The sequence below is a fragment of the Oleiphilus sp. HI0066 genome, assembly GCF_001635725.1.
Genome location: NZ_LWFH01001781.1, coordinates 1 through 1072, shown reverse-complemented (window position 1 = coordinate 1072; position 1072 = coordinate 1). Strand labels below are relative to the sequence as shown.

The window sequence follows — 1072 nt, the reverse complement described above, 5'->3', positions numbered from 1 at the left end:
AGATTCCATACCACTACGTTCCTGTCACAAAAGAAACAAAACCGCAGGCATTTAAGCAAATCGAAGAGTTGGTCGATTCTTACGAAACGGATTTAGTCGTGCTTGCGCGTTATATGCAGATACTACCTCCAGATTTGTGTGAGCGTTATGAGGGAAGGGTGATTAATATTCACCATAGTTTCTTGCCAAGTTTCGCGGGTGCAAAACCTTATCATCAGGCTTATGATCGTGGTGTGAAGTTGATCGGCGCAACGTGTCATTACGTGACGCAAGATCTCGATGAGGGGCCGATTATTGATCAGGATGTGATTCGTATTAATCACAGTGATACGATCGAAGATATGGTNCGCCTAGGCAAGGATGCAGAGAAGACTGTGTTGGCGCGTGGCTTGCGATTGCATATTGAAGATCGTGTTATCATTCATGAAAACAAAACGGTCGTATTCGCGTAAATTTCAGTTCTAAGGCGCGACTTTCTGTTGCGCTTTCTTCGCTTTCAGATCTTATTCAAAAATAGTGCGTTAACAAGCCCTCTAAAACGCGCTAAATGCTCTCTTTTGTTTTGTGCTTATGGTATAGTGCGTTGATTAATTTTGCGCTAACTTCCAAAATTGCTTTTGGTTTCAGTAAAACGCAAAGAAAGGCAAAGCGCTTCAATTTTTGCCTAATAACGATAAGTGCTCTAAGAGCATTACAAAAACGATCGAAATGAAAGGAATGCACTCCCTATGAGTGATCACGCTAAAGAAATCCTTCCCGTAAATATTGAAGATGAGTTGAAGCAGTCATACCTTGATTACGCGATGAGCGTAATCGTTGGTAGAGCATTGCCAGATGCTCGTGATGGTTTGAAACCTGTTCACCGACGTGTTCTTTTCGCAATGAGTGAATTGAACAACGATTGGAACAAAGCATACAAAAAGTCTGCTCGTGTTGTTGGTGATGTGATCGGTAAATACCACCCACATGGTGATTCTGCGGTCTACGATACAATTGTTCGTATGGCTCAGCCATTTTCTCTTCGTTACACATTGGTAGATGGTCAGGGTAACTTCGGTTCTATCGATGGGGA

Annotated in this window: 2 protein-coding genes; both read left to right on the top strand. The window is 42.5% G+C overall.

Features of this window, described 5'->3' with window-relative positions:
- Window positions 1–452 (top strand): formyltetrahydrofolate deformylase (locus A3738_RS27695; protein WP_156504549.1); only part of this gene is annotated, 452 nt, incomplete at its 5' end.
- Window positions 453–728: 276 nt separating this feature from the next.
- Window positions 729–1072: DNA gyrase subunit A (locus A3738_RS27685; protein WP_304440139.1), on the top strand; the 344-nt coding region annotated here is incomplete at its 3' end.